Origin of the sequence: Bordetella flabilis, assembly GCF_001676725.1 — a bacterium.
GTDB lineage: Bacteria > Pseudomonadota > Gammaproteobacteria > Burkholderiales > Burkholderiaceae_B > Bordetella_C > Bordetella_C flabilis.
On the sequence record NZ_CP016172.1, the window covers coordinates 597,893 to 621,647 of the forward strand.

The window sequence follows — 23,755 nt, forward strand, 5'->3', positions numbered from 1 at the left end:
GAGATACCATGTCGCGCCCCCTAGACACGCATACCGATTTCCTTCCCCGCCATATCGGCCCGTCCGATGCGGACCAGGCCGCCATGCTGCGCGTGCTGGGCGTTGCCACGCTGGACGAACTGATCGCCGAAGTGGTGCCGCCCCGTATCCGCACCGATGCGCCGCTGGCGCTGCCGCCCGCGCGCAGCGAGCCGGACGTGCTGGCCGAATTGCGCGAGCTGGCCAGCGCCAACGAGGTCTATCGCAACTACATCGGCCAGGGCTACTACGGCACCCATACGCCCAACGTCATCCTGCGCAATATCCTGGAGAATCCGGCCTGGTACACGGCCTATACGCCGTACCAGCCGGAGATCTCGCAAGGCCGCCTGGAAGCGCTGCTGAACTACCAGACCATGGTCGCCGACCTGACCGGGCTGGATATCGCCAACGCCTCGCTGCTGGATGAAGGCACGGCGGCGGCCGAGGCCATGACCCTGGCCCGCCGCGGCGCCAAGTCGCGCAGCAATGTGTTCTTCGTCTCCAGCCACTGCCATCCGCAGACCATCGAAGTGGTTCGCACGCGCGCCCAGGGGCTGGACATCGAAGTCGTCGTCGCAGACGAATCCCAAGGCCTGCCGGACTGCTTCGGCGTGCTGCTGCAATACCCGCACAGCCTGGGCGCGGTCGCCGACTACCGTGCGCTGGCGCAAGCCGCGCATGATGCCGGCGCGGTGGTGGCGTGCGCGACGGACCTGCTGGCCCTGGCCCTGCTGGCCCCGCCGGGCGCCTGGGGCGCCGACATCGCCGTGGGCTCCGCGCAGCGCTTTGGCGTGCCCTTCGGCTTCGGCGGTCCGCACGCCGGCTTCATGGCGTGCAAGGACGCCTACAAGCGCAATATGCCCGGCCGCCTGGTGGGCGTGTCCCGGGACGCGCAAGGCAATCCGGCCCTGCGCCTGGCGCTGCAGACGCGCGAGCAGCACATCCGCCGCGAAAAGGCCACCTCCAACATCTGTACCGCCCAGGTGCTGCTGGCCGTGATGGCCGGCATGTACGCGGTCTGGCATGGTCCGGCCGGTATCCGCCGCATCGCCGAGCGCGTGCAGCGCAGTACCGCCATCCTGCGCACGGCGCTGGGCGACCTGGGTACGCAGGTCGTCAACGATACCTTCTTCGACACCTTGCTGGTGCGCACCGCCGGTGCGACCTCGGCGGTGGCCGACGCGGCCGCCGCCGCGCGCATCAACCTGCGCGTGGTCGACGCCGACCACGTCGCGCTGTCCCTGGACGAGACCGTGACGGCGCAGGACCTGAGCGAACTGGTCGAAGTCTTCGCGCGCGGCCTGGGCAAGCCCGCGGCGGCCTTCGAGCTGGACGCGACGGACGCGCGCGCCAAAGGCGGCATCCCGGCCGCGGTGGCGCGCGAGACCCCCATCCTGTCGCACCCGATCTTCTCCAGCGTGCAGTCCGAAACCGACATGCTGCGCTACCTGCGCAAGCTCGCGGACAAGGACCTGGCGCTGGATCGCACCATGATCCCGCTGGGATCCTGCACGATGAAGCTCAACGCCACGGCCGAGATGATCCCGATCACCTGGCCGGAGTTCGCGCAGATCCATCCTTACGCCCCGGCCGCGCAGACCGCCGGCTATCGCGTGCTGATCGAAAAGCTGTCCGCGGCCCTGTGCGAAATCACCGGCTACGATGCGATCAGCCTGCAGCCGAATTCCGGCGCGCAGGGCGAATACGCCGGCCTGCTGGCGATCCGCGCCTATCACGAGGCGCACGGCCAGCATCAGCGCGACGTATGCCTCATTCCATCATCGGCGCACGGCACCAATCCCGCCTCGGCGCAGTTGGCCGGCATGCAGGTGGTGGTGGTCGCCTCCGACGACCAGGGCAATGTCGATGTCCCCGACCTCAAGGCCAAGGTCGCCCAGGTGGGCGACCGCCTGTCCGCGCTGATGATCACCTATCCGTCAACGCACGGCGTGTTCGAGGAAGCCATCACGGACATCTGCGAGATCGTGCACGAGGCCGGCGGCCAGGTGTATATGGATGGCGCGAACATGAACGCCATGGTCGGCCTGGCCAAGCCGGGCAAGTTCGGTTCGGACGTTTCGCACCTGAACCTGCACAAGACCTTCTGCATCCCGCATGGCGGCGGCGGTCCGGGCGTCGGTCCGGTGGCGGTGCGCAGCCATCTGGCGCCGTATCTGCCTGGCGTGCTGGACACGGGCGGCAAGCTGCCGCGCGGGGCCACGGTGGGTCCGGTCGCGGCGGCGCCGTTCGGGTCGGCCGGCATTCTGCCGATTCCCTACGTCTATATCGCGCTGATGGGCGCCGAGGGACTGTTGCGCGCCACGGAAGTCGCCATCCTCAACGCCAACTACATCGCGGCCCGGCTGCGCGACCATTATCCCGTGCTGTACTGCGGCCGCAATGGCCGGGTGGCGCACGAATGCATTCTGGATGTGCGTCCGCTCAAGGAAACGAGCGGCGTGTCGGCCGAGGACATCGCCAAGCGGCTGATCGACTATGGCTTCCACGCGCCCACCATGAGCTTCCCGGTGGCCGGGACGCTGATGGTCGAGCCCACGGAGTCCGAAAGCCTGGCGGAACTCGACCGCTTCGTCGACGCCATGATCGCCATCCGCGCCGAGATCGCCCGCATCGAAGCCGGGGAGTGCGATCGCGATGACAACGTGCTCCGGAACGCGCCCCATACGGCGGCGATGCTGCTGGCCGACGAATGGCACCACGACTACACGCGTCGCGCCGCCGCGTATCCGGTGGAATCGCTGAAGGACGGCAAGTACTGGCCGCCGGTGGCGCGCGTGGACAACGCGTATGGCGACCGCAACCTGGTATGCGCCTGCCTGCCGATCGAGGCCTACGCCTGACGGCCAGGGAGCCACGGGCGCGGCGGCCGGCTTGCCCGGCCGCCGTCGCCTGCCGTTTTACTTGGCTACGGGCATCGTGAATTCCGCGCCCTTGGCGATGCTGTCGGGCCAGCGCTGCATCACGCTCTTGTAGCGGGTGTAGAAGCGCACGCCTTCCTCGCCATAGGCGTGGTGGTCGCCGAACAGCGAACGTTTCCAGCCGCCGAAGGAATGCCAGGCCATGGGCACCGGGATAGGCACGTTGATCCCGACCATGCCCACCTGGATCTGGCGGGCGAATGCGCGCGCCACGCCGCCGTCGGACGTGAAGCAGGACACGCCATTGGCGAACTCGTGCGCGTTGATGAGCTTGACCGCCGAGGCGAAGTCCGGCACCCGCACCACGCATAGCACCGGCCCGAAGATTTCCTCGCGATAGATGTTCATCGACGGCTTGACGTGGTCGAACAGCGTGCCGCCGAGGAAGAAGCCCTTCTCGTGTCCCGGCACGGTCAGTTCACGGCCGTCCACCACCATGGTGGCGCCCGCCGCGATGCCGTCCTCGATATAGCCGAGGACCTTGCTGCGATGCTGCGCCGTGACCAGCGGACCCATCTCCGCGTCGGCTTCCATGCCGTTGCGCACCTTCAGCGCGCGCACGCGCGGCGCCAGGCGCTCCACCAGCTTGTCGGCCACGCTGCCGACCGCCACGGCCACGGAGATCGCCATGCAGCGCTCGCCGGCGGAGCCGTAGGCCGCGCCCATCAGCGCGTCGCAGGCCTGGTCCAGGTCGGCATCGGGCATGACCACCATATGGTTCTTGGCGCCGCCCAGCGCCTGGACGCGCTTGCCCTTGGCCGTGCCCTTGGCATAGATGTATTCGGCGATGGGCGTCGATCCGACGAAGGACAGGGCCTGCACGTCGGGATGGGCGATCAGCGCATCCACGGCCTGTTTGTCGCCGTGCACGACGTTGAAGACGCCGGGCGGCAGGCCAGCCTCATGCAGCAGCTCGGCCAGGCGCACCGAGGCGGACGGATCGCGTTCGGACGGCTTCAGGACGAAGGTGTTGCCGCAGGCGATGGCCACCGGGAACATCCAGCAGGGCACCATCATGGGGAAATTGAACGGCGTGATGCCCGCCACCACGCCCAGCGGCTGGCGCATGCTCCAGTTGTCGATCCCACCGCCGATCTGCTCGGTGTAATCGCCCTTGAGCAGATGCGGGATGCCGCAGGCGAACTCGACGACCTCGATGCCCCGGGCCACTTCGCCCTTGGCGTCGGAAAACACCTTGCCGTGCTCGCGCGTGATGAGTTCGGCAAGCTCGTCCTGGTGCTTGTCCAGCAGCGCCTTGAAGGCGAACAGGACGCGGGCGCGCTTGAGCGGCGCCGTTTCGGCCCAGGCCGGAAAGGCCTCGCGGGCGGCCGCCACGGCCAGGTCCACGTCCTCGACCCCGGCCAGGGGGATGTTCGAGACGATTTCCCCGCGTGCCGGGTCGAAGCCGTCGCTATAACGGCCGACGCGGCCGGTGTAGGGTTGTCCGTTGATGAAATGCGGAATGGTTTTCATGAGCCTGGCTCGTATCGTGGGGGAGGGGCCGTGCCGATCGGCGATCGACGGACGGCCCCGTCTGCTTGCGTCTGCGGGATGAGCGGGCTAGGAAATATCCTTGAGGACCTTGCGTATGGTCTGGAACATTTCCTCGATTTGCGCCTCTTCGATGATCAGGGGCGGCGAGACCGCCAGCGTGTCACCGGTGTAGCGTACCAGCAGTCCGCCGTCGAAGCAGCGCTGGAAGGCTTCGGCAGCCCGGGCGCCCGGGGCGCCGGGGCGCGGCGCCAGCTCGATACCGGCGACCAGGCCGATATTGCGCACGTCGACGACATGGGAGGCGTCCTGCAGGCCATGCGCCGCCCGCTCGAAGGCGGGGGCCAGTTCGCGGGCCCGGGCGAACAGGTTCTCGCGGCGGTAGATGTCCAGCGTGGCCAGCACGGCGGCCGCGGCCAGTGGATGGGCGGAGTAGGTGTAGCCATGGAAGAACTCGATGCCGCCGCTCACCCCTTCTACGATGGCGTCGTGGACTTCACGCTTCACGGCGACCGCGCCGGCCGGCACGGCGGCATTGCTGACGCCCTTGGCCATGGTGATGAGGTCCGGCGTGACGCCGAAATACTCGCTCGCGGTGGCCGCGCCCAGGCGCCCGTAGGCGGTGATCACTTCGTCGAATATCAACAGGATGCCGTGCTTGCTGGTGATTTCGCGCAAGCGCTCCAGGTATCCCTTGGGCGGCACCAGTACGCCGGTGGAGCCGGCCATGGGCTCCACGATGACGGCCGCCACGGTGGACGGATCGTGCAGCGCCAGGATGCGTTCCAGTTCGTCGGCCAAGTGGGCGCCCCAGGCCGGCTGGCCCTTGGAGAATGCGTTGTGCTCCAGGCTGTGGGTATGCGGCAGATGGTCGACCGCGGGCAGCAGCGCGCCGGAAAAAGTCTTGCGATTGGCCGCGATGCCGCCGACCGAAATACCGCCGAAGCCGACGCCGTGATAGCCCCGCTCGCGGCCGATCAGCCGGGTGCGCTGGCCTTCGCCGCGCGCCCGATGGTAGGCCAGGGCAATCTTCAGCGCCGTGTCCACCGATTCGGAACCGGAGTTCGTGAAGAAGATGCGGTCCAGCCCCTGCGGCATGAGACCGGCCACCGCGCTGGCGGCCTGGAAGGCGAGGGGATGGCCGAGCTGGAAGCCTGGCGCGTAGTCCATGGCGCCGGCCTGTTCGGCGATGGCGCGGGTGATTTCCTCGCGGCAGTGGCCGGCATTGACGCACCATAGGCCCGCGGTGCCATCCAGCATTCTGCGGCCGTCCAGGGACGTGTAGTACATGCCCTTGGCGGCGACCAGCATGCGCGGGTTGGCCTTGTATTGGCGGTTCGCCGTGAACGGCATCCAGAGATGGGAAAGGTCGGGCGGCGTCTGCGGCGCGTTCATGGGGCGCTCCAATCGTAGGGGCTATGCGCGCCGATGGCGGCGCGCAGGGGAGGGAAGCGGAGAATCAATCGCGATTCTCGGCCCCTGCGCCGCGCCTGCAAATACACAATCCGTGCAAAAATGCCTGACCGTACAGGTCATTCCTGGACAACTGTACAGGTACTGAATGACCGACTTTCCGTCTCTCGATTTCCAGCCCGTGCGCGACCGCGCCCAATCGCCCACCCTGGTGCAACAGCTGGTGGACGCGGTGGTGCGGGCGGTCGAGTCCCAGGCCCTGGGACCCGGCATGCCGCTGCCTTCGGTGCGCGACTTTGCGCGCAGCCATGGCGTCAGTACCTTCACGGTGGCGAGCGCCTACGCGCGGCTGGTTTCCCAGGGCTGGCTGCTGGCCCGGCCGGGCGCCGGCTACCGGGTTGCGCCGCGGCCCTCCGCCGGCCCGGCCACGACACGCTCGCTGCGACCCTGGGAACCGCCGACGCCGGGGGCCGAATGGCTGCTGTCCGATGTCTTCGCCGACCATTCCATCCCGGTGAAGTCCGGTTGCGGCTGGCTTCCGGGCGAATGGTTGAACGAGGCGGGGCTGCATCTGGGCCTGCGCCATGTCGCGCGCGTGCCGGGCGGGCGCATCGCCGGCTACGGCCATCCCTACGGCTACGTGCCGCTGCGCGAGGCCGTCGCCGAGCATGCCGGATCCCTGGGCATGCCGGTGGAAGCCGGCCAGGTGCTGCTGACCCAGGGCGTGACCCACGGCCTTGACGTGGCGATACGCACCTTGTTGCGTCCGGGCGATACCGTCATCGTGGAGCAGCCTTGCTACGCCAACCTGCTGGCCCTGCTGCGCGTGGCGGGCGCCCGCGTGGTGGCCGTGCCGCGGACGGGCGCCGGGCTGGACATCGGCGCGCTGGAGCAGGCGGCACAGAGCCACCGGCCGCGCGCCATGATCGTCAATACCGTGCTGCAGAACCCCACCGGCACCAGCCTGACCATGGCCAATGCGTACCAGGTGCTGCGCATCGCCGAACAACACGATTGCTGGATCATCGAGGACGACATCTCGCGCGAGCTGGCGCCTGGCGTGGCGCCCGTGCTGGCCGCCATGGATGGACTGCGCCGCGTGGTGTATCTCAGCGGCTATTCCAAGGTCATCAGCCCCTCGGTCCGCGTCGGCTACGTTATCGGGCATCCCGACTTGGTGCGCGACATGGCGCGCACCAAGATGGCCGTGGGCCTGACGTCGCCGGAGATCATGGAGCGTGTCGTGCACCAGGCGCTGCGCGAGGGGCGCTATCGCGCCCACGTGACCGAGCTGCACGAACGCCTGGCGCTGGCCCATGCCGTGGTATCGCGGCGGCTGGGCGAACAGGGCATGCAGGTGTTTGCCGAGCCACGCGCCGGGCTGTTCCTGTGGGCGCGCCTGGCCGAGGGGCACGCCCGGGGCGGCGCCAATGCGCTGGCGGAGCGCGCCTTGCGGGACGGTATCTGGCTGGCGCCCGGTTCCTATTTCGACGCGGGGCAGGAAGATATTCCCTGGATACGGCTGAACGTCGCCTATTCGCAGGACGAGCAGCTATGGCGCTTCCTGCGCGAAGCGGCGGGGAACGGCGGTTGCTAGGGCAGTGCGTTTCTTCACCACGGAGCCCTCATGACCGCGTCCACCCAAACCGACAGCCGTACCGCGCAGCCCTTCTTCGCCGACCGCCAGGCCGCGCAGCAGGCGCTGCAGCTCGTCATGCCGATGATCGAGGCGGCCATGGGCAACCGCGAGGTCGGCGAAAGCGGGTTCCTGTATATCGTTGTGATGAATCCGGTGCTGTGCCCCTGGGAGGCGGACTTCGAGGACGCCATCCTGCTGGAACATGCGGTCGGCGACCGCGAGAGATGGGATGCCGACTATGCCGCCTATGCACGCGCGAAGGCGCGCAGCACGTGGCTGGCGGGACGCGACACGCACGGCTTGTCGGCCGTCTCGCCGCATCTGCTGCGTGTGGGCGACGCCGGCGTCTGGGGCAGTGCGGTGGTGGACGGTATCGTGGTCGCCACCAGCGGCGTCAATGCCTGGTATGACGAAGCGTTCTCGGGCGCCATCGCCTACGCTCTGCGTGCCGTGGCCAAGGGCCGGGCGGCAGCCCATGCGCCGTGCCTGCGGCTGGAGTAACGGCGGCGTGCGGACACGGCTCAGCCAGGTGTGCTCAGGTCCCGGCCTTTTCGTAGACGACGAAGTCGTAGAGGTAGCCGTTTTCCGCCGCTTGCGGCTGGCGGCTGACCTCGCGCCACCGGAAGGCCGGCAGGTAGGGGAAGTAGGCGTCGCCGTCCACATCGGCCTTCACTTCGGTGGCGACGATGCGATCGGCCCGGTCCAGCACGGCGGCATAGATCTGCGCGCCGCCGATGACGAAGACTTCATCCGTGTCCGCGCAGGCGGACAGGGCTGCGTCGATATCGCGGACCACCGTCGCGCCTTCGGCCGCGTAGTTGGCGGCGCGGCTGATCACGACATTGCGCCGGCCCGGCAATGGACGTCCCAGCGATTCCCAGGTCTTGCGTCCCATGACGATGGGATGGCCCAGCGTGGTGCGCTTGAAGTGCGCCAGGTCGCCCGGCAGCTTCCACGGCAGCGCGTTGTCGCGTCCGATGACCCGGTTGGCGGCGTAGGCCACGACCAGGGTCAACCGCGGCGCGCGCGTGTTCCCGCCGGTCGCCGCGGTGCGCGGTGCGCTGGAATCCCCGATGGGCGGTGTCGGGCTCATACGGCCACGGGCGCCTTGATATGCGGATGACACTGGTAATCGAGGATCTCGAAGTCCTCGTACTCGTATTCGAAGATCGACGCGGGTTTGCGTTTGATGCGCAGCCTGGGATAGGGGTAGGGCTCGCGCGACAGCTGGAGTTCCACCTGTTCGAAGTGGTTGCTGTAGAGATGGCAATCGCCCCCCGTCCACACGAAGTCGCCGACATCCAGGTCGCACTGCTGGGCCACCAGGTGCGTCAGCAGCGCATAGCTGGCGATGTTGAACGGCACCCCCAGGAAGATGTCCGCGCTGCGCTGGTACAACTGGCAGGACAGCTTGCCGTCGGCGACGTAGAACTGCATGAAGGCATGGCAGGGTGGCAGCGCCATGCTGGGAATATCGGCGACATTCCACGCCGATACGATCAGGCGGCGCGAATCGGGATTGCGGCGGATCTGGTCCAGCAACTGGGCGATCTGGTCGATATGGCCGCCGTCCGGCGTGGGCCAGGACCGCCATTGCTTGCCATACACCGGCCCGAGGTCGCCGTGCTCGTCAGCCCATTCGTCCCAGATGGTGACGCCGCGCTCCTGCAACCAGCGGACATTGCTGTCGCCGCGCAGGAACCACAGCAGTTCGATGAAGATGCTTTTGGTATGCAGCTTCTTCGTGGTGACCAGCGGAAAGCCCTCGGACAGGTCGAACCGCATCTGGTAGCCGAAGGTCGAGCGGGTGCCCGTGCCGGTACGGTCGGTCTTGGCGACGCCCCGTTCGTAGACGTGGCGCATGAAATCTTCGTATTGGCGCATGGGGATGGAACGGAAGGATCAGGCCGCGGTATTCGTCTCGGTGTTGGTATCGGCCGCCGGCGCGGCGCCCGACTCCACCACGTCCACGGAAAAGCTCAGCTCGGCGGTCTTGGCTAGCATGGCCGAGGCGGAGCAGTACTTTTCATGCGAAAGCTGCACCGCGCGTTCGACCGCCGCGCGCGGCAGCTTATGACCGGTGACGGTGAATGCAAAATGGATGCGCGTGAACACCTTGGGATCCGTTGTGGCGCGTTCCGCCTGCAGCTTGACACTGCAACCGCTGACCGCGTGCCGTCCGCGCTTGAGGATCAGCACCACGTCGTAGGCCGTGCAGCCGCCAGTCCCCGCCAGGACCATTTCCATCGGCCGAAACGCCAGGTCATGGCCGCCGCCGTCCACGGCTCCATCCATGACGGCGACATGCCCGCTGCCCGAAGTGGCCACGAAGAGCATGCCGGAGGGGCCGCCCCAGTCGATCGTGCATTCCATGTCGATATCCCGAATCGCTTGCAAAAAGGGATCATAGCCGGTTCCCTACAATGGAAGCATCCGCGCCGGATGCCCCTGCAGGGTCTCCCGGCGCCCGTTCAGAAGGAAATAGCCAGATGCCGTCCGCCCAATCGTCGCCCCCCGCCGCCCCAGCCTTTGTCCGTCGTCCCGGCCTGTTCGATGCCTTGCTGGGCGAGGCCAACCGCGCCTTGCAGGTGCTCGCCGGCGCCGCCAGCGCGGGGCGGCCTTATCCGGCCGCCGAGCAGGGACCGGAAACCCTGACCCAGGCGGAACGGCGGCACGCCGCCGGTCTGATGCGCGTGAACCACGTCGGCGAAGTGTGCGCGCAGGCGCTTTACCGGGGCCAGGCGCTGGGTTGCGCGGACGCCGGCACCCGCGAGATCTTCCGCCGCGCCGCCGCCGAGGAAATCGATCACCTGGCCTGGTGCGAACGGCGGCTCGAAGAGCTGCGGAGCCGGCCCAGCTTGCTGAACCCGCTGTGGTACGCCGGTTCCTTCGGGCTGGGACTGATGGCCAGCCGCAGCGGCGCCCGTCGCAACCTGGGGTTCATGGCGGAAACCGAGCGGCAGGTGGAGGCCCACCTGGACAGCCACCTGAAGCGCCTGCCGCCCGGCGACCAGCGTTCCCGGCAGGTGGTGGACCAGATGAAGCAGGACGAGATCGAACACCGCGTCAGCGCCGAACGTGCCGGCGCGACTCCATTACCCTGGCCGGCGCGGGGCGCCATGCGCGCCCTGTCCCGGGTGATGACCGGCACGGCGTACTGGCTGTAGCGCCACGGCGGCCGCCGCCGGCCGGCCAGAATCTCCCTGCTCATGGCTTTGGATTCAGGCCCATCGAAGCCGGGCTGCTGCCGGGCACGCGGCTGTCGAGGGTTAACCCCTCATGCCGATGGGCGTAGGGGCCGCGTCACCGGCCGGCCTGGCTCCGCTCCCGGTCGCGATATGCCACTACCGCCGTCCAGAGCGGCTCTGGTATAATGCGATGCACAAAAACAACATCTGGCGCACTGCTGAATTGACCTAAAAAATCTTCTTGCATCGCACAAAAAGCTTGGCTATCATTCGTACATCGGATGTCGAAACGCAGTCGGCGCGGTGAAAAACCCCGACAGCGCACAGGGCCCAGCAGGGTTAACCCTCTTCGACATGCCACGGTTGTCTCCTCCACCCTCCTCCTTTGGTGGATTTAGCCCGAGATCGTCAGATCTCGGGCTTTTTTTTATCCGATTTTCCCCGCCGCTGATTTGCCGGCTTCCTGATGGCCACCCCCACGATCGCGGCGCGGGCCTGGCCGGCCGCGCGCGCCGCGGCACGATTCTCCGGTATTCCGGGCGCGGCCTGTACTTCCACTAAAATCCCCGCATCGCTAGCGGTAGGAAACTCGTCATGTTGCGCATTCAGGATGTCAAGCTCGCCGTGGTCGGCCTGGGATATGTCGGCCTGCCCCTGGCCGTGGAATTCGGCAAGAGGCGTCCGGTGCTGGGCTTCGATATCAATGCGCACCGCATCGAGGCGCTGCGGCAGGGGCACGACCACACGCTGGAGGTGGACGAAGCGGAGCTCACTGCCGCGTCGCATCTGCGCTACACCGCGGATGCCGGCGAACTGGCCCAGGCCAATGTCTACATCGTCACGGTCCCGACGCCCATCGACGCGTACAAGCAGCCGGACTTCACGCCCCTGCGCAGGGCCAGCGAGACCATCGGGCGCGTCCTCAAGCGCGGCGACATCGTGATCTACGAATCCACGGTCTACCCCGGCGCCACCGAGGAGGAATGCGTGCCCGTGCTCGAACGCGTGTCGGGCCTGCGTTTCAACCAGGATTTCTACGCTGGATACAGTCCGGAGCGCATCAACCCGGGCGACAAGACCCACCGTGTCAGCACGATCAAGAAGGTCACTGCCGGTTCCACGCCCGCGGTGGCCGATCTGGTGGACGCCCTGTATGGCGAGATTGTCACCGCCGGCACCCACAAGGCGGATTCCATACGGGTGGCCGAGGCCGCCAAGGTCATTGAGAACACGCAGCGCGACGTCAATATCGCCTTGATCAATGAATTGGCGCTGATCTTCAACAAGATGGGAATCGACACCGAGGCCGTGCTCCAGGCCGCGGGCACCAAATGGAATTTCCTGCCGTTCCGGCCCGGACTGGTCGGCGGCCACTGTATCGGCGTCGACCCCTACTACCTGACGCACAAGGCGCAAAGCCTGGGCTACCACCCGGAAATCATCCTGGCCGGGCGGCGCCTGAACGACGCCATGGGCGGCTACGTGGTTTCGCAACTGGTCAAGGCGATGACCAAGCGCCGCATCCATGTACAGGGCGCTCGGGTTTTGGTGATGGGCCTGGCCTTCAAGGAAAACTGTCCCGACCTGCGCAATACGCGCGTGGTGGACATCGTGCGCGAGCTCAGCGAGTATGGCGTGGAAGTCGACGTCCATGATCCATGGGTGGATCCCCGGGAAGCCGTGGACGAATACGGGATCACGCCAGTGGCCGAACCGGCCGCCGGGCGGTATGACGGCATCGTTCTTGCGGTAGCTCATCGGCAGTTCGCCGAGCTGGGCGCGGCCGGCATCCGCGCCTTCGGTAAACCGGACCACGTGCTGTACGACCTGAAGTATGTCCTGCAGCCCGATCAATCCGACCTGCGCCTGTAAATCACGTTTCAAAAAAGGCTAAGCATGACGCACCGCTACCAGCAAATCAGCGCAGACCTGCGCAAGGCGCCCCGCACCTGGCTCGTCACCGGCTGCGCCGGCTTCATCGGCTCCAACCTTCTGGAGACGCTGTTGAAGCTGGACCAGACCGTGGTCGGCCTGGACAACCTGGCTACCGGCCACCAGCACAATCTCGACGAAGTCATGGAGCTGGTCTCGGCGGAACAGTGGGGCCGGTTCACGTTCATCGAGGGCGACATCCGCGACCTGGAAACCTGCCGCAAGGCGACGACCGGCGTGGATTTCGTGCTGCACCAGGCGGCGCTCGGCTCCGTGCCCCGCTCCCTGCAGGACCCGATCACCACCAACGCGGTGAACATCGACGGCTTCCTGAATATGTTGGTGGCGTCCCGCGATGCCCGCGTCCATGCTTTTGTCTATGCCGCTTCCAGTTCAACCTACGGCGATCATCCGGCGCTGCCCAAGGTGGAATCCGAGATCGGCAATCCCTTGTCGCCCTATGCCGTGACCAAATACGTGAACGAGCTGTACGCCGATGTGTTTGCCCGCTCCTATGGCTTCGGCAGCATCGGCCTGCGCTACTTCAATGTGTTTGGCAAGCGGCAGGATCCCGATGGCGCGTATGCCGCGGTCATCCCGAAGTGGATCAGCGCCATGATCCGCGGCGAAGATGTCGTCATCAATGGCGACGGCGAGACCAGCCGCGATTTCTGCTTCGTGGAAAACGCGGTGCAGGCCAACCTGCTGGCAGCCCTGGCCCAGCCGGAGGGCGTGAACCAGGTCTACAACGTCGCCTTCAATGCCCGCACCAGCCTGAACGACCTGTTCGAGCACCTGCGGCGCCTGCTGGCCAAGCACGGCATCCAGTACGACAAGCAGCCGGTCTACGGAGACTTCCGCCCGGGCGACGTGCGGCATTCCCAGGCCGATATCGCCAAGGCGAACGATCTGCTGGGATACAAACCCATGCACGACATCATGGAAGGATTGGAAGTCGCCATGCCGTGGTACACGCAGTTCCTGCGCTGATCCAGGCTGGAAGGAATCCGCGCCCTGCGGGAGCGCGGGGCAGGGAGCCCGGTGCGGGCTCCCTGGAAAAACGGCGTCATGGGGGGCCGCCCATGCCGGGCTGCCGACATCGTGCCTGCTAGAAAGGCAGCTTGACGTCCGGCTTGAGCGCCTGCAACTGTTTGCGGAAGTCGGCCTGGATGCGCGCCAGCGCCGCATCGTTGTCCGCCTCGAAGCGCAGCACCACCACCGGTGTGGTGTTGGAAGGCCGCGCCAGGCCGAAACCGTCCGGATATTCGGCGCGCACGCCATCGATCGTCACCACCTCCGTGGCGCCTTCGAACTGGCCTTTTTCCTGCAGGGCCTTGATGAGCGCGAAGGGTTCGCCTTCGTTCATTTCCAGCTTGAGTTCGGGCGTGGAAATGGCCTGCGGCAGCGCTTCCAGCACGGCGGAAGCATCGGCCTCGCGCGACAGGATTTCAAGCAGGCGGGCACCGGTGTACAGGCCATCGTCGAACCCGTACCAGCGTTCCTTGAAGAAGATGTGCCCGCTCATCTCGCCCGCCAGCGGCGCGCCGGTCTCGGCGAGCTTGGCCTTGACCAGGGAGTGCCCGGTCTGCCACATCAGCGGTTGTCCGCCCGCCTCTTTGACGGACAGGCCGACGTGCCGGCTGCACTTGACGTCATAGATGATCATGGCGCCCGGGTTGCGCGCCAGCACATCGCGCGCGTACAGGATCAGTTGGCGATCGGGCCAGATGATCTGGCCGGACTTCGTTACCACGCCCAGGCGGTCGCCATCGCCGTCGAAGGCCAGGCCGATTTCGCAATCGGTGGTCTGCAGGCAGCGGATCAGGTCTTCCAGGTTGTGCGGGTCGGCGGGATCCGGATGGTGGTTGGGGAAGTTGCCGTCCACCTCGCAGAACAGTTCGGTCACCTCGCAGCCCATCGCGCGGAACAGGGTGGGCGCGATGGCGCCGGCTACGCCGTTGCCGCAATCGATCGCGATCTTCATCGGGCGGGTCAGTTTGACGTCGCCGGTGATGCGCTCGATGTAGGTGCCCACGATGTCCATCGTGCGGCGCTTGCCCGGCTGGACACCGGCGGGCGCCTGGCCGCCGGCGGCTTCCATGGTGTCGCGCAAGCCCAGAATGTCGGCGCCGTACAGGGCTGCCCCGCCCATCATCATCTTGAAGCCGTTGTACTTGGGCGGGTTGTGGCTGCCCGTGACCGCGACGCCGGATCCGGTCTTCTGGGTATATGCGCCGAAGTAGACCAGCGGCGTGGGTACCTCGCCCAGGTCCAGGGTATTGACCCCGCCTGCGTTCAAGCCTTCCTGCAATGCCAGTGAGAGCTCTTCGCTGCTCAGGCGTCCGTCGCGGCCGATGACCAGCTCCGGAATGCCTTTTTCGCGTGCGCGGGCAGCCAGTGCCAGGCCCAGCTCGCGCGCGAAGCGGGCGTTGAGCAAATCCGGTACGGTGCCGCGTATGTCATACGCCTTGAATATCGAGGCTGGAAAAGACGACGCATTACCCACGGTGGTTCCTTTGTTATCAGAGAGTTCGATGGATCATGGAGGGGGATTATCCCCGATAAGCGGCAGCGGACCGCTTAAGCCGCATGGACTAAACCGTTCGCCGGGTGTGCCTGCCGGGGCGGGGCCCGGAGGCCCTTGATGCCCCGGTGCGCATCGCGCCCGCGGTCCGGCCGGCAGCGGAGCGCCGTGACGGCGCGGCGTCCTCGATTTTGGCACGGGGTTGGCGGGCCGGCATGTGTCCGGACTCGACAAACCTGACGGTTTGTTGCCGCGTACCGGCCGTGGCCGCCCTACAATGGCGTCTTCGAAACGCACGGGGCCTTTGCGCCCCATGCCGGACTTACTCCTGACGGTGGTCGATGACTTTCCTTGCCGAACTCCAGGCGCTGCTCGGCGCCGAGCATGTACTGACCGGTGACGATACCGATTCCTACACCCTCGATTGGCGCGGGCGGTATCGCGGCCGCGCGCTGGCCGTGGCGCGGCCCGGCTCGGTGGAGGCTGTCGCCGCCGTGGTGCGCCTGTGCGGGCAGCACCAGGTGCCGCTGGTTCCGCAGGGCGGCAATACCGGCCTGTGCGGCGGCGCCACGCCGGATGGCGAGGGCCGCGCTTTGGTGCTCTCCCTGGGGCGCCTGAACCGCGTGCGAGGCATCGATACGGAGAACGACACCATCACGGTGGAAGCCGGGTGCATTCTGCAGGCGGTACAGCAGGCGGCGCAGGACGCGGGACGGCTATTTCCGCTGAGCCTGGCCGCCGAGGGCAGTTGCACCATCGGCGGCAACCTGGCGACGAACGCGGGCGGCACGCAGGTACTGCGTTACGGCAACACACGCGACCTGACGCTGGGCCTGGAGGTCGTCACGGCCGACGGCGAAATCTGGCACGGTTTGCGCGGCCTGCGCAAGGACAATACCGGCTACGACCTGCGCGACGTGTATATCGGCAGCGAAGGCACGCTGGGCATCATTACCGCTGCCACGCTTAAGCTGTTCCCCTTGCCCGTCGCGCGCTGTACGGCCCTGCTGGCCGTGCCCTCCGTCGAGGATGGCGTGCAATTGCTGGCCCGGGCGCGCAACGGTTTCGGCGCGGCGCTGACTGGCTTCGAACTGATGGCCGGCAACTGCCTGCAAGCCGTCGTCAGGCTGTTCCCGCAGCAGCGCCTGCCCTTCAGCGGGGAATCGGCGCAATCGCCCTGGTTCGCGCTGCTGGAACTGTCGGATAGCGAAAGCGAAGCCCACGCGCGCGAACGCTTCGAAGAGGTCCTGGGTGCGGCCATCGAGGCGGGGCTGGCCACCGATGCGGCCATCGCCGAGAACGTCGCCCAGACGCGGGCCCTCTGGCATCTGCGCGAGAGCATCCCGCTGGCCGAGGCGGAGCTGGGCAAGGCGGTCAAGCATGACGTGTCGCTGCCGATATCCCGCATCGCCGATTTCGTGCGCACCACCAACGCGGCCTTGCAGGCGCGCTTTCCGGGCGTGGGCCATGTCATCTTCGGCCATCTCGGCGACGGCAACCTGCATTACAACGTGACGCCGGCGCCCGGCCAGGCCGAGGCGGCCCTGCTGGCGCTGCAGCCGCAGGTCTATGGCATCGTGCACGACAGCGTCCATGCCCATGGCGGGTCGATCAGCGCGGAGCACGGCGTGGGGCAACTGAAGGTGGACGAGTTGCCGCGCTACAAGGATCCCGTCGAACTGGCCCTCATGCGCCGCATCAAGCGCGCGCTGGACCCGGCCGGCATCATGAATCCCGGCAAAGTGGTGCGGACCTGAGCGCGCGGCCCGGAGACGACATGCCAGCCGCTCCCGCTTCCACCGCGCACCATCGCGTGCTCATCGTCGAGGACGACGCGACGATCGCTGGCAATCTCTATAGCTACCTGGAAGCGCGCGGCTTCGTGCCGGACGCCGCGTATGACGGCCGCGCGGCCTTGTCGATGCTTACGTCGGCACATTTCGACGTGGTGATCCTGGACGTGGGGCTGCCCGGCATGGACGGCTACAGCGTGTTGCGCGCATTGCGCACGGAGCACATGCTGCCGGTACCGGTTCTCATGCTGACCGCGCGCGACGAACTGGACGACAAACTCGCCGGCTTCTCGCATGGCGCGGACGATTACCTCACCAAGCCCTTCGCGCTGGCCGAAGTCGAGGCGCGCCTGCACGCCTTGATACAGCGTGCCAGCGGCGCCGTCGGTACGCCGGTGCGCCGTTGGGGTTCCCTGAGCTACGACAGCCGTACCCGGCTCGTCTCCGTGAATGGCAAGCCGGTGCATCTGACGCGCAAGTCCTGCATGATCCTGGACGCGCTGCTGCGCGACCCCGGGCGCGTGGTGCCCCGGACCGAACTGGAAAGCCTGCTGTGGGGCAGCGAACCGCCATCGTCGGACGCCTTGCGCAGCCAGGTGCACCTGCTGCGCAAGGCCCTGGCCGATGCGGGGTTCGACGGTATCGAGACCGTGCATGGCACCGGTTGGCGGCTCGTCGGCGCGGCGGGCGGCGGCGACCTCGCATGAAGGCCGGCGGCACGCTTACGCAGCGGGTGGTATGGGCCCTGACGGGGACGGTGTCGATCTTCGTGTCCGTGCTGGTCGTCCTGGCCTACCTGACGTTCGACCAGATGGAAGACGACCTGGTCAACGACATCCTGACCACCGAAACAGACCGCCTGATCCAGCGGGTCGAGACCGGCGACGAAGTCATGCCGGTGCGCGGCCCGCGCGAACTGGGCAGCACCATGCGCGCCTGGATGCAGACCGGGCAGGACGTCAATCCCGATATGCCGCCGCCTTTGCGCGGGCTGGGCGATGGCCTGCACCTGCTGGAGCCCGGGACCGAAACCTGGCACGTCGTCGTGGCGGAAACGCCGAAGGGCCGGCTGTTCGTGCTGTACGACGCCACCGACAACGAAGACCGCGTTTTCGATTTCGGGCTGATCGTGCTGGGGCTGGGTGTGATCTGCATCGTCGCCGCCTACGGCGTGGCGCGCAAGGTGGCGCAGCTGGCCGTTGGCCCCATGCTGACCCTGACCGATCGCCTGGCCACCTGGGCGCCGGGAGCGCCGGACCTGGCGGTGGAGCGCAATGACGAGGCGGGCCGCCTGGTCGAGGCGTTCAACCGCGTACAGAACCAGGTCGACCGGTCCCTGGCGCGCGAGCGCGAATTCGCCGCCAATCTGAGCCACGAGGCCCGTACTCCCCTGGCGGCCATCCGCAGCGATGGCGAGCTCATGCTGCTGTCGCCGACGCTGACCCAGGACCAGCAGACCCGCCTGACGCGCATCGTGAAGAACGTCGACAGCGTGGCGGCCGCATTGGAAAGCGCGCGCGCGATGGCGCGCGACGAGCCGCGTGTGCCCGAACCGGTGGACCTGGCCGAATGCCTGGACGCGGCCTGGCAGGGCCTGGAGGCGAACGCCGAGCAGGCCGGCCTGGGGCTGGACCACCGCGTCGCCCATGGCACCGTGCGGATGCTTGACCGCTATGCCCTGCTTACCGTGCTGCGCAACCTGATACGCAATGCCATCGAGCATGCCGCCCCGGCCATGCTCACGGTGCAGGCGACCGACGGGGGCCTGCAGGTGCGCGACAACGGCAAAGGCATCCAGGCCGCCGACCTGCCATTCGTGTTTGAACGCTACTACAGCGTGCGGCTGCGCGACGTGCAGGGCAAGGCCGAGGCCGGCGAGGCCGCCCAGGCGCTGGAGCGGGGGCTGGGCCTGGCCATCGCCAAGCGGGTCTGCGACATGCAGGGCTGGAGCCTGACGGTGGAGTCGTGGACGGAAGGGCCGGAGCGCGGTACCAGCTTCACCCTGCGCTTCGCCGACGCGATGGCGGATGCCGTTTACGCCGCCAAGGCGGTGCCCGCCCCGATTTGACGAAATTTCGATGCGGGGGGCATTAGCGTTCCAGGGTTTCATCCCCTGGGTTGCTCATGCATACCACCGCCGCCACCGCCGGCCGAGAGGGCGCGATACGCGCCCATACCTACCTGTGCACGCACGTCATCGGCATTACGCTGCTGCTGGCGCTATTGGCGGAGGTGGCCCACCAGTCCGGCCTGGACCTGGCGGTTTCGCGCCTGTTCTTCGATGCGCAGGCCAATGGCTTTCCCTGGCGCGCCTCGCGCCTGCTTGAAATGCTGGGCCATCGCATGGTGCTCGTGCTGCCGGTCGCGGTGGCGGTGGGGGCGATGGCCGCCGCGGTGTCGAGCCACTGGTTCCCGGCCCTGAAACCCTGGCGCGGCACCCTCTGGGCCATCGCGCTGACATGCGGCCTGGGGCAGGTCATCATCTCGCAGTTGAAACACCATACGGCCCTGCCGCGGCCCTACGACCTGAGCATGTTCGGCGGCTATGCGTCATATCCCGCGCATTTCTGGGCCCGGAGCCGGCAGGAAGCGGGCGGTGCCTTGCCGAGTAATCATGCCGGCGCGGGCTACGCCATGCTGTCGCTGTATTTCGCCGGCTGGGCGCTGGGCCGCCCGGCCTGGCGCTGGGGCGGCCTGGCCGTCGGCATTGCGGCGGGGCTGCTGTTCTCGATGGTGCGCATCATGCAGGGCGCGCATTTCCTCAGCCAGACCTTATGGTCCGCGTGCGTGATGTGGGCCGTCGCCAGCATCCTTTTCTATGGGGTGATCACGCGGCGCCGCCACGCGTCCGTCGATCGATAGGGCGACGCGGTCCAACGCCGGGCCCCGCGCGCCTATATCCGATGCCGCGCGAAGATGGATAGGCGCCGCAGCCGTCCATCCATGCCGTCGTCCCATGGAATCACCCGAGCAGGACGCTGGGCAGCCACAGCGAGAATGCCGGCACGTAGGTGACCAGCGCCAGCGCGGCCAGCAAGGCGCCGTAAAAGGGCCAGATCGTGCGCATCACCGTGCCCACCGACACTTCCCCTATGGCGCAGCCGACGAACTGCGTCGTTCCCACGGGCGGCGTATTCAGTCCGAGCGCGCAATTCAGCAGCAGCACCATGCCGAACTGCACCGGCCCCATGCCGTACTGCATGCAGATGGGCAGGAAGATCGGCGTGCAGATCAGGATGGTCGCCGCCATGTCCAGGAAGGTCCCCAGCAGGAACAGCACGATGTTCACCATCAGGAAGATGGCCCAGGGGCTGGTGGAGATCGACGCCAACAGCGTGCCCGTCTTTTCCGCGACGCCGTAGAAGCTGATCAGGTAGCCGAAGGTCGCCGAGATGCCGATCAGCAGCAGGACCACCCCGGTAGTCTTGACGGCCTTGGCGGCTGCCCGTACGAACTGGTCCCAGGTCAGGGAACGGTAGACGAGCACGGTGAGCGCCAGCGCATAGATGACCGCCACCGCGGCCGATTCCGTGGCGGTGAACACGCCGCTCAGGATGCCGGCGATGATCACCACGACGACGAACAGGCCCGGCAGGGCGGCCAGCAGCGAGCGCAGCACGATGCTCCAGCCGGGGAAGGTGCCCGCGGCGTAACCGCGATGCCGAGCCACGAAATAGGCGGCCGCCAGGTTGCACAGCGTCAGGATCAGCGCGGGCAGCAGCCCGGCGGCGATCAGCGCCGCGATCGAGACCTTCCCGCCCGCGGCCAGGGTGTAGATGATGATGTTGTGGCTGGTCGGCATCAGCGCGCCGACCAGCGCCGCGTGCGTCGTGACGTTGACCGCGTAATCGGCGTGATAGCCCTCGCGCTTCATCATCGGGATCATCACCGAGCCCATGGCCGAGACATCGGCCACGGGCGATCCCGACACACCGCCGAACAGGGTGCAGGCCACGACATTGGACATGCCGAGGCCGCCGCGTACATGGCCCACCATGGACCGCGCGAAATTCACGATGCGGTCGGCGATGCCGCCGTACAGCATGAGTTCGCCGGTGAAGATGAAGAAGGGAATGGCCAGGAAGGAGAACGCGTTCATCCCCGAGGTCATCTGCTGGAAGGCCACCGCGATGGGCAGGTCCTCGTAGACGATGGCGGATATCGATGCCAGGCCGATGGCGAACGCCACCGGCACGCCGATTACCAGGAAGCCAAGGAACGCGACGGAAAGCAGGGTCAGTGCCATGCCGGGACCACCTCCTGGTTGCGCAGCATCGCCACGATGTGTTCAAGCGAAAAGAGCGCGATCAGCCCGCCGGACAGGGTAGCCGGCACGTATTTCCAGCCTTCGGAAATCCCCAGGTTGGGCATCATGTATTCGCGCACCGAATCGGCCAGCACCGCGCAGTTCCAGGCCATCAGCAGCCCGAACACCAGCACCAGCACATGGATGAATATCTGCAGGCGGCGCCTGCCGCCTGCGGGCAGCGCCTGCAGCAAGGACTCGAAGCCGATGTGCCCTGCATCGCGCACGCCTACCGCGGCCCCGAGCATCGTCACGTACAGGACCAGCAGCATGGCCAGGCTTTCGGCCCAGGTGGGCGTGCGGTTCAGTACGTGGCGCCCGAAAATCTGGAAGCCCACCGCCGCGATCAGGCAGACCAGCCCCGCCACGCTGATCCACATGCAGGCCCGGGCGAGCACGGCGCAACCGCGGGTATAGGCGTCCAGCAGCCGGGAAGCCCCGACAGGCGGCCGGGCCGGCATTGTGCGTTCCTCTGAGCGCGCGAGCATGGCCGCCTCACTGCACCGCTTGGATGCGCTGGACCAGGTCCTTCATTTCCGGCGTCGTGACGAACTTGTCGTAGACCGGCTTCATGGCGGCCTGGAACGAGGCCTTGTCGACTTCCACGATCTGCGCGCCGGCCTTTTCCACGATCGCGCGCGACTTGGCTTCGCGGTCGGTCCACAGCTTGCGCATATAGGGCACCGAATCCCGGGCGGCGTCGCGCAGGATCTTCTGGTCCTCCGGCGACAGCTTGTCCCACTGGCGCTTGGAGTAGATCAGGATCTCCGGCGTCATGGTGTGCTCCGTCAACGAATAGTATTTCGCGACTTCGTAGTGATGCGCGCTTTCGTAGCTGGGAAAGTTGTTCTCGGCGGCATCGACCAGGCCGGTCTTCAACGAGGTATACACCTCGCCCATCGGCATGGGCGTGGCGTTCGCGCCCATGGCTTCCACCATGGCCACCGACAGGTCCGATTGCTGCACGCGGATCTTCAGGCCCTTCGCATCCGCGAGGGTGCGGATCGGCTTGTTGCGCGTGTACATGGAGCGCGAACCGCTGTCGTACCACGCCAGTCCGACGAAGCCGGCCTTTTCGCACGCCTTCAGCAGTTGTTCGCCGATGTCCCCGTCCAGCACCTTGTGCAGGTGATCGACGGAACGGAACAGGAAGGGCAGGGAAGGCACGCGGGTGTTCTGGCAGATGTTGTGCATGGCGGCGCTGCTGACGCGCGCCATGGTCAGCGCGCCCAGCTTGACCTGCTCGATGGAGTCGTTCTCGGACCCCAGCTTCGATCCTGAGAAGACCGTGATGGTCAGCCGGCCATTGCTTTTCGCCTTCACCTCCTCGGCCATCTTGCGCACGGCCTGCACCGTGGGGTAGTCGTCGGGATGAATGTCCGCGGAACGTATCTCCGCGCCTTGCGCGGCCAGCGGAAGCGCCAGCAGTGTCGCGAGGGCCAGCGTGCCCCGCGCGATGGTGGCATGGACGGCCGTGCTTGCCGCGCGCAGGCGGCCAGGGTGCAGCATCATTTGTCTACCTCCGTGTATGTGCCGCGCGGCGCGCCCGTGGCGGGACGTGGGCACGGCATAGGGCGAGCCTGTGGTCAGGCTTCTGTGTGGACTTGCGAGCTGGGTGCGAAATGCTCCGGGATCGCGCCGCGCGAAACGGTGCCGCGCGGCGCATGGATCAGAAGGGGCCGGCCTTGACGAAGGCGCCGCCCTGGTAGCGGGCCGCCGGGTCGTCCGGCGCCAGCGGTGGCTGTGACTCCGCGCGGGCGCGGAAGGGTTCCGAGGAGTCCTTGGGCTGGAAGCCGAGATGGGCGGCGCGCGAGTTGTCCCACCAGCTTTCGCGGTTGGCCGACGCGCCGTAGACGATGGTGTGGCCGACGTGGGGCGTGAACAGGGACTGCGCGATCAGGTGCGTCAGGTCGTCGTAGCTCAGCCAGGTGACCAGCATGCGCCGGTCTTTCGCTTCCGGAAAGGAAGAGCCGATGCGCAGGCACACGGTTTCGATCCCGTAGCGGTCGAAGTAGAAGCGCGACAGGTTTTCGCCGAAGGCCTTGCTGATGCCGTAATAGCCGTCCGGACGCACCGGCACGTCGGCATCGATGACCTGGCCCTGGCGGTAAAAGCCGATGACGTGGTTGGAACTGGCGAACACGACACGCTTGACGCCGTGCCGGCGCGCGGCTTCGTACAAGTTGTAGACGCCCTGGATATTGGCCGGCAGGATTTCGTCGAAGGGCCGTTCCACCGATACGCCGCCCATGTGGACGATGGCGTCGACGCCCTGCACCATTTCATCGACTTTGGCGGGGTCGGCCAGATCGCCCACGATGATTTCTTCGCCGGCTTGAGCGGGGCCGAGGTCGCTGATGTCTGACAGGCGCAGCACACGGGCATACGGTTTCAGGCGTTCCCGCAGCACTTTGCCGAGATTGCCGCCCGCTCCGGTCAGCAGCAGGGTCGCCACCCGTTGCTCGGCGGGTGTGGAAGAGTTAGCCGGTAGGCTCACGACGTTGTCTCC

General features: G+C 67.0%; 20 protein-coding genes. 10 read left to right on the forward strand and 10 right to left on the reverse strand.

The window, feature by feature from the left end:
- The first annotated feature begins 8 nt into the window (after positions 1 to 8).
- Positions 9 to 2,882, forward strand: coding sequence for an aminomethyl-transferring glycine dehydrogenase (gene gcvP, locus BAU07_RS02650; RefSeq protein WP_066653810.1), 2,874 nt, complete (start codon positions 9 to 11; stop codon positions 2,880 to 2,882).
- 57 nt (positions 2,883 to 2,939) lie between these two features.
- On the opposite strand, the gene BAU07_RS02655 is transcribed toward gcvP, so the two are convergent.
- Entirely contained in the window at positions 2,940 to 4,433 is a 1,494-nt protein-coding gene (locus tag BAU07_RS02655) for a CoA-acylating methylmalonate-semialdehyde dehydrogenase (RefSeq protein ID WP_066653822.1), read from the reverse strand.
- Between the two features lie 87 nt (positions 4,434 to 4,520).
- Positions 4,521 to 5,846 carry an omega-aminotransferase AptA gene (gene aptA, locus BAU07_RS02660; protein WP_066653825.1) on the reverse strand — a complete coding sequence of 442 codons (1,326 nt, stop codon included), beginning with the start codon at positions 5,844 to 5,846 and terminating at the stop codon, positions 4,521 to 4,523.
- 166 nt (positions 5,847 to 6,012) lie between these two features.
- On the opposite strand from aptA, the gene BAU07_RS02665 reads away from it, so the two are divergent.
- Positions 6,013 to 7,461 (forward strand): aminotransferase-like domain-containing protein, encoded by a 1,449-nt coding sequence (locus tag BAU07_RS02665; RefSeq protein WP_066653828.1) that lies wholly within the window; start codon positions 6,013 to 6,015, stop codon positions 7,459 to 7,461.
- 30 nt (positions 7,462 to 7,491) lie between these two features.
- Positions 7,492 to 8,004 (forward strand): hypothetical protein, encoded by a 513-nt coding sequence (locus tag BAU07_RS02670; protein WP_066653832.1) that lies wholly within the window; start codon positions 7,492 to 7,494, stop codon positions 8,002 to 8,004.
- Between the two features lie 34 nt (positions 8,005 to 8,038).
- On the opposite strand, the gene BAU07_RS02675 is transcribed toward BAU07_RS02670, so the two are convergent.
- Genes BAU07_RS02675 through BAU07_RS02685 form a run of 3 tightly spaced genes read right to left on the reverse strand, consistent with a single transcriptional unit; the run spans position 8,039 to position 9,876 of the window.
- Positions 8,039 to 8,596 (reverse strand): dihydrofolate reductase, encoded by a 558-nt coding sequence (locus BAU07_RS02675; protein ID WP_084025177.1) that lies wholly within the window; start codon positions 8,594 to 8,596, stop codon positions 8,039 to 8,041.
- Entirely contained in the window at positions 8,593 to 9,387 is a 795-nt protein-coding gene (locus BAU07_RS02680; protein ID WP_066653835.1) for a thymidylate synthase, read from the reverse strand. Before BAU07_RS02680 ends, BAU07_RS02675 begins: the two co-directional genes overlap by 4 nt.
- 18 nt (positions 9,388 to 9,405) lie before the next feature.
- Entirely contained in the window at positions 9,406 to 9,876 is a 471-nt protein-coding gene (locus BAU07_RS02685) for an OsmC family protein (protein ID WP_066653838.1), read from the reverse strand.
- 116 nt (positions 9,877 to 9,992) lie between these two features.
- Between BAU07_RS02685 and coq7 the strand changes: the two genes are divergently transcribed.
- The 3 genes from coq7 to BAU07_RS02700 all read left to right on the forward strand — a co-directional run bounded on the left by coq7 (position 9,993) and on the right by BAU07_RS02700 (position 13,613).
- Positions 9,993 to 10,670, forward strand: a complete 678-nt coding sequence (coq7, locus tag BAU07_RS02690; RefSeq protein ID WP_066653841.1) for a 2-polyprenyl-3-methyl-6-methoxy-1,4-benzoquinone monooxygenase — start codon at positions 9,993 to 9,995, stop codon at positions 10,668 to 10,670.
- A 615-nt stretch (positions 10,671 to 11,285) separates the two neighbouring features.
- A complete protein-coding gene (tviB, locus tag BAU07_RS02695) occupies positions 11,286 to 12,563 on the forward strand; it encodes a Vi polysaccharide biosynthesis UDP-N-acetylglucosamine C-6 dehydrogenase TviB (protein ID WP_157121944.1) in 1,278 nt (425 codons plus the stop codon).
- Between the two features lie 24 nt (positions 12,564 to 12,587).
- Positions 12,588 to 13,613 (forward strand): SDR family oxidoreductase, encoded by a 1,026-nt coding sequence (locus BAU07_RS02700; RefSeq protein ID WP_066653844.1) that lies wholly within the window; start codon positions 12,588 to 12,590, stop codon positions 13,611 to 13,613.
- A gap of 118 nt (positions 13,614 to 13,731) precedes the next feature.
- Here the strand turns inward: BAU07_RS02700 and BAU07_RS02705 are convergent, their stop codons facing one another.
- Positions 13,732 to 15,129, reverse strand: a complete 1,398-nt coding sequence (locus BAU07_RS02705) for a phosphomannomutase/phosphoglucomutase (protein WP_066653847.1) — start codon at positions 15,127 to 15,129, stop codon at positions 13,732 to 13,734.
- Positions 15,130 to 15,488: 359 nt separating this feature from the next.
- Here BAU07_RS02705 and BAU07_RS02710 point away from each other — a divergent pair, with 359 nt between their 5' ends.
- From BAU07_RS02710 to BAU07_RS02725, 4 genes are read left to right on the forward strand one after another with little or no spacing between them, the layout of a single operon-like run.
- Complete coding sequence (locus BAU07_RS02710) at positions 15,489 to 16,904, forward strand: FAD-binding oxidoreductase (protein WP_066653850.1); 1,416 nt, start codon at positions 15,489 to 15,491, stop codon at positions 16,902 to 16,904.
- A 20-nt stretch (positions 16,905 to 16,924) separates the two neighbouring features.
- Positions 16,925 to 17,647: a response regulator transcription factor gene (locus BAU07_RS02715; RefSeq protein ID WP_066653853.1), complete on the forward strand. Its 723-nt coding sequence runs from the start codon at positions 16,925 to 16,927 to the stop codon at positions 17,645 to 17,647.
- Entirely contained in the window at positions 17,644 to 19,008 is a 1,365-nt protein-coding gene (locus BAU07_RS02720; protein ID WP_066653855.1) for a sensor histidine kinase, read from the forward strand. Before BAU07_RS02715 ends, BAU07_RS02720 begins: the two co-directional genes overlap by 4 nt.
- Positions 19,009 to 19,064: 56 nt before the next feature.
- Entirely contained in the window at positions 19,065 to 19,802 is a 738-nt protein-coding gene (locus BAU07_RS02725) for a phosphatase PAP2 family protein (protein ID WP_066653857.1), read from the forward strand.
- A gap of 100 nt (positions 19,803 to 19,902) precedes the next feature.
- Here BAU07_RS02725 and BAU07_RS02730 read toward each other — a convergent pair whose 3' ends face one another.
- The 4 genes from BAU07_RS02730 to BAU07_RS02745 all read right to left on the reverse strand — a co-directional run bounded on the left by BAU07_RS02730 (position 19,903) and on the right by BAU07_RS02745 (position 23,743).
- Positions 19,903 to 21,186 (reverse strand): TRAP transporter large permease, encoded by a 1,284-nt coding sequence (locus BAU07_RS02730; protein WP_066653859.1) that lies wholly within the window; start codon positions 21,184 to 21,186, stop codon positions 19,903 to 19,905.
- Positions 21,177 to 21,707, reverse strand: coding sequence for a TRAP transporter small permease (locus tag BAU07_RS02735; protein ID WP_066653862.1), 531 nt, complete (start codon positions 21,705 to 21,707; stop codon positions 21,177 to 21,179). The genes BAU07_RS02730 and BAU07_RS02735 overlap by 10 nt, the downstream gene beginning before the upstream one ends.
- 34 nt (positions 21,708 to 21,741) lie before the next feature.
- Complete coding sequence (locus BAU07_RS02740) at positions 21,742 to 22,755, reverse strand: TRAP transporter substrate-binding protein (RefSeq protein ID WP_066664636.1); 1,014 nt, start codon at positions 22,753 to 22,755, stop codon at positions 21,742 to 21,744.
- A gap of 160 nt (positions 22,756 to 22,915) precedes the next feature.
- A complete protein-coding gene (locus BAU07_RS02745) occupies positions 22,916 to 23,743 on the reverse strand; it encodes an NAD-dependent epimerase/dehydratase family protein (protein WP_066653865.1) in 828 nt (275 codons plus the stop codon).
- Positions 23,744 to 23,755: the final 12 nt, after the last annotated feature.

Excerpts from the sequence above, each read along its gene's own strand:
- gcvP (WP_066653810.1), top strand. The coding sequence starts at position 9 with ATGTCGCGCCCCCTAGACACGCATACCGATTTCCTTCCCCGCCATATC.
- BAU07_RS02655 (WP_066653822.1), bottom strand. The coding sequence starts at position 4,433 with ATGAAAACCATTCCGCATTTCATCAACGGACAACCCTACACCGGCCGC.
- aptA (WP_066653825.1), bottom strand. The coding sequence starts at position 5,846 with ATGAACGCGCCGCAGACGCCGCCCGACCTTTCCCATCTCTGGATGCCG.
- BAU07_RS02665 (WP_066653828.1), top strand. The coding sequence starts at position 6,013 with ATGACCGACTTTCCGTCTCTCGATTTCCAGCCCGTGCGCGACCGCGCC.
- BAU07_RS02670 (WP_066653832.1), top strand. The coding sequence starts at position 7,492 with ATGACCGCGTCCACCCAAACCGACAGCCGTACCGCGCAGCCCTTCTTC.
- BAU07_RS02675 (WP_084025177.1), bottom strand. The coding sequence starts at position 8,596 with ATGAGCCCGACACCGCCCATCGGGGATTCCAGCGCACCGCGCACCGCG.
- BAU07_RS02680 (WP_066653835.1), bottom strand. The coding sequence starts at position 9,387 with ATGCGCCAATACGAAGATTTCATGCGCCACGTCTACGAACGGGGCGTC.
- BAU07_RS02685 (WP_066653838.1), bottom strand. The coding sequence starts at position 9,876 with ATGGAATGCACGATCGACTGGGGCGGCCCCTCCGGCATGCTCTTCGTG.
- coq7 (WP_066653841.1), top strand. The coding sequence starts at position 9,993 with ATGCCGTCCGCCCAATCGTCGCCCCCCGCCGCCCCAGCCTTTGTCCGT.
- tviB (WP_157121944.1), top strand. The coding sequence starts at position 11,286 with ATGTTGCGCATTCAGGATGTCAAGCTCGCCGTGGTCGGCCTGGGATAT.
- BAU07_RS02700 (WP_066653844.1), top strand. The coding sequence starts at position 12,588 with ATGACGCACCGCTACCAGCAAATCAGCGCAGACCTGCGCAAGGCGCCC.
- BAU07_RS02710 (WP_066653850.1), top strand. The coding sequence starts at position 15,489 with ATGACTTTCCTTGCCGAACTCCAGGCGCTGCTCGGCGCCGAGCATGTA.
- BAU07_RS02715 (WP_066653853.1), top strand. The coding sequence starts at position 16,925 with ATGCCAGCCGCTCCCGCTTCCACCGCGCACCATCGCGTGCTCATCGTC.
- BAU07_RS02720 (WP_066653855.1), top strand. The coding sequence starts at position 17,644 with ATGAAGGCCGGCGGCACGCTTACGCAGCGGGTGGTATGGGCCCTGACG.
- BAU07_RS02725 (WP_066653857.1), top strand. The coding sequence starts at position 19,065 with ATGCATACCACCGCCGCCACCGCCGGCCGAGAGGGCGCGATACGCGCC.
- BAU07_RS02730 (WP_066653859.1), bottom strand. The coding sequence starts at position 21,186 with ATGGCACTGACCCTGCTTTCCGTCGCGTTCCTTGGCTTCCTGGTAATC.
- BAU07_RS02735 (WP_066653862.1), bottom strand. The coding sequence starts at position 21,707 with ATGCCGGCCCGGCCGCCTGTCGGGGCTTCCCGGCTGCTGGACGCCTAT.
- BAU07_RS02740 (WP_066664636.1), bottom strand. The coding sequence starts at position 22,755 with ATGCTGCACCCTGGCCGCCTGCGCGCGGCAAGCACGGCCGTCCATGCC.